Below are 3,766 nucleotides of genomic sequence, written 5' to 3'. Positions count from 1 at the left end.
CTTGAGTTCTTTGCGAACCAGATTAGGCAGCTCAAGATCTTCAAACAGATATTCAAGGAACTCTTCGCGATTAATGGAAAAAATGAAGTCGTCTTCACCGGAACCGCTGTTGCTGGCTTCGCCTTCCCCGCTGCCCTGTCCACCACCGCCTTGAGGGCGCTGGAAACGATCACCGGTGGTGAACTCTTTGTTGCCAGGATGAACCTGTTCCACCCGGCCACCCTGACCGTGATGAAAAACCGGTTCTGACACGTCTTTTTTGGGAATGCTGATGTCACTGCCGCTATCAACGTCGGTAATAGAGCGCTGATCAACAGCCTCCTGTACTGCCTCTTTTACCAGACCTTTGTAGCGCCTCAGGAAACGCTGACGGTTGACCGTACTTTTCTTTTTCGCATTGAGGCGTCGGTCAATTATTATGCTCATAGGACGCTCTCCTTGGGTACTCAGACCTGGCTATTTGTTCTATCCAGGACTATTTTGCTACTGTCATGGCAATGTCGTTTTTTCCTGAAAAATGACCATTTTTCTTGATAAACGACATACTTCTACACTGATGTCTTGTCTGATAAAACATGATGTAGAAGCGCCCGCGAAGGCGCCGTGGTGACTCATCATGAACGCTGCCGGGTATTGAACGGCAGCGCAGGGGCTCATGAGTTACTGAGACTTGCGAACCCGGATGTACCACTCGGACAGCAGGCGAACCTGTTTTTCTGTGTATCCATACTCAACCATACGCTTAACAAAGTCTGCATGTTTGCGTTGGTCTTCGTTGGAGCCCTTGGCATTGAAGGAAATTACTGGCAGCAGATCTTCTGTGTTAGAGAACATCTTCTTCTCGATCACTGCACGCATTTTCTCGTAGCTCAACCAGCTTGGGTTCTTGCCTTCGTGATTGGCCCGGGCACGCAGGACAAAGTTAACCACTTCGTTACGGAAGTCTTTCGGATTAGCGATGCCGGCAGGCTTCTCAATTTTTTCCAGTTCATCATTCAGGGCACTGCGATCCAGAATGTGACCGGTGTCGGGATCACGGAATTCTTGATCCTGAATCCAGAAATCAGCATAAGTGATGTAGCGGTCAAAAATGTTCTGACCGTAATCTGAATAGGACTCCAGATAAGCGGTCTGAATTTCCTTACCCAGAAATTCAACATATTTGGGTGTCAGATATTCCTTGATGAAGCGCATGTAGCGATCAGTCACTTCATCCGGGAACTGCTGCTGTTCAATCTGCTGTTCCAGAACGTACATCAGGTGCACAGGGTTGGCTGCGACTTCGGTGGAGTCGAAGTTAAAGACCTTGGACAAAATCTTGAATGCGAAACGGGTAGAGAGTCCGTCCATGCCTTCATCAACACCTGCGGAATCTTTATATTCTTGCAGTGGTTTCGCATTAGGGTCGGTGTCCTTCAGGTTCTCACCGTTATAGACACGCATTTTGGAATAAACTGAAGAGTTTTCGGGCTCTTTGATGCGGGACAGAACGGAGAACTGGGCCAGCATTTTCAGAGTATCAGGTGCGCATGGTGCGTTCTTCAAAGAGCTGTGTTCCAGCAGTTTTTCGTAGATACCCACCTCTTCTTTGATGCGTGTGCAGTAAGGAACCTTAACAATGTTTACACGATCAATAAACGCTTCGTTGGTCTTGTTGTTGCGGAAGGTCTGCCATTCGGATTCGTTGGAGTGCGCCAGCAAGATACCTTCAAAAGGAATAGCACCCATGCCTTCTGTGGAGTTGTAGTTACCCTCCTGAGTAGCAGTCAGTAGAGGATGTAGTACTTTCACAGGGGCTTTGAACATCTCTACGAATTCCATCACACCCTGATTGGCACGGCAAAGTGCTCCTGAGAAACTGTAAGCATCCGGGTCATCCTGGGAGAATTCTTCCAGCTGACGGATGTCTACTTTACCGACCAGACTGGAGATGTCCTGGTTGTTCTCATCGCCTGGTTCAGTCTTGGCAATAGCCACCTGGTTCAAACGACTTGGGTAAACTTTTACAACACGGAACTTGGAAATATCACCTCCAAACTCGTGTAGGCGCTTAACCGCCCATGGAGACATGATGTATTTCAGGTAACGACCGGGAATACCGTATTCTTCGGTCAGAATCTTGCCATCTTCCTCGGGATTAAAGAGACCCAGTGGTGATTCAAACACCGGAGAGCCCTTGATAGCATAGAAAGGTTTCAGTTCCATCAGAGCTTTGAGGCGCTCTGCCAGAGATGACTTACCGCCACCTACAGGACCCAGCAAATAAAGGATCTGTTTCTTTTCTTCGAGACCCTGTGCGGCATGTTTGAAGTAAGAAACAATCTGTTCGATCGCTTCTTCCATGCCATAAAACTCCTCAAAAGCGGGATAACACTTAATCAACTTGTTGGAAAATATACGACTCAGACGCGGATCACGAGACGTATCAACAATCTCTGGTTCGCCAATGGCTGAAAGCATTCTCTCTGCCGCATTTGCGTAAGCACCAGGGTCGGTTTTGCAAAGATCCAGATACTCCTGAAGACTTATCTCCTCTTGCCGAGTCGATTCGTACCTCTCCTGGTAATGAGAAAAAATTGACATATCAGGCTCCCCCTCGCCATGACCTCCATGATCACCGGCGTACTAATATTATTGTTGGTCTGGGCACTGTATTGTTAATGCAAATGGTTATTGTGAACCACACGACACTCCGGTTTTTAAGAATTCATGTTGCAGGAACTCTACTTATGCAGGTGTCTGTATGTTGATATCACAGTAAATGTTATAGAGGCTATCTGTATAAATGTCTACTTATTTTCGGACTTTTTCTTGCGTGGGTCGAGAAGGGTAACTTATTGATATAAAAGGAAAAAAACAAATCTTTGGGAGGGGCAATCCTCCTATCCTAAAGGGGTTTTCAGGCAGTCGCCAGTGAAATTTTTTGAACGTTGGAGTCGTTGAGGGTGTCTGTCGCTTAATAGCCTGATCTTGAGCCATCTTTACTCTCGTCAGGAGTTTTTGTTATGCATACGGCTCAGGTTGAAAATAATTAGAAGACTGTGTTGCGCTGAATCTTGTTTTTCAACTTGAAGCGGTCGTAATGCCATATCCAGAGCTGAGGGTTCTCCCTGATCACCTGCTCCATTCTGTGCATCAGTCGTTGGAGGTCATGCTGAGTGTTCAGCTTTCTGTTACCGGTTTGGGTTAGTGGCAGAGGCTCAAAATGCAACTGCCACTGATTATTTTCAAAAGTGCAGTGATGAAAAAGAACGGGCGCTTTCAGAAGATGAGCCGTCATGATGCCGCTCGCAGGGGCTCGGGTTTTCTGTCCAAAAAATGTCACAGGCATCTCTTCTGAGCGGAGGTCACTGTATAAAAAAACGGCTTTTTTCTGTTTCAGAGCCTGAAATACCGCTGTGGGGTCTCCTTTTGTAGTAGGTTCAATACCGGCCTTCAGAAGAAATGCCTTGCCGAGCTTATGGGTTAATGGCGACTGTTTTCCTGAACCAATCAGGGTAGTTGCTGGTAAACCCTGTTGTGAGAGTGCCAATGTTCCCAGATCGGGTGGACCCATATGGAGAGAGAGTATGACCACGCCCTTGTTTTCTGAAAGGGCCTGGGCAATGACGTCCTGATTATGCAGCAGGTAAACCACTTTATTAAGTGAAGGAAGAGCAAGAACATAATCAACGGTATAACGAGCAGACTGGCGAATGATTTGTTTCTGCCTCTTCTCAGAAACAGACAACAGAGCCATTTGCACTGACGCCCTGGCAATATGGCT

The 3,766-nt window shown here is 47.0% G+C and carries 3 protein-coding genes; all 3 read right to left on the bottom strand.

Annotated elements, in window-relative coordinates; genetic code table 11:
* The coding region (locus tag KDK18_RS07870; RefSeq protein ID WP_257254354.1) for a YeaH/YhbH family protein at positions 1-426 on the bottom strand (426 nt) is incomplete at its 3' end.
* 234 nt (positions 427-660) lie between these two features.
* Positions 661-2,583 carry a PrkA family serine protein kinase gene (locus tag KDK18_RS07865; RefSeq protein ID WP_257254353.1) on the bottom strand — a complete coding sequence of 641 codons (1,923 nt, stop codon included), beginning with the start codon at positions 2,581-2,583 and terminating at the stop codon, positions 661-663.
* A gap of 448 nt (positions 2,584-3,031) precedes the next feature.
* Positions 3,032-3,766: lysophospholipid acyltransferase family protein (locus KDK18_RS07860; protein ID WP_257254352.1), on the bottom strand; the 735-nt coding region annotated here is incomplete at its 5' end.

It is taken from the genome of Endozoicomonas sp. SESOKO3, from assembly GCF_024606255.1.
This window is presented reverse-complemented; position numbering and strand designations above follow the sequence as displayed.

Bases quoted from the DNA above. Each gene is read 5' to 3' on its own strand.
- KDK18_RS07865 (WP_257254353.1), bottom strand. From the start codon at position 2,583: ATGTCAATTTTTTCTCATTACCAGGAGAGGTACGAATCGACTCGGCAA.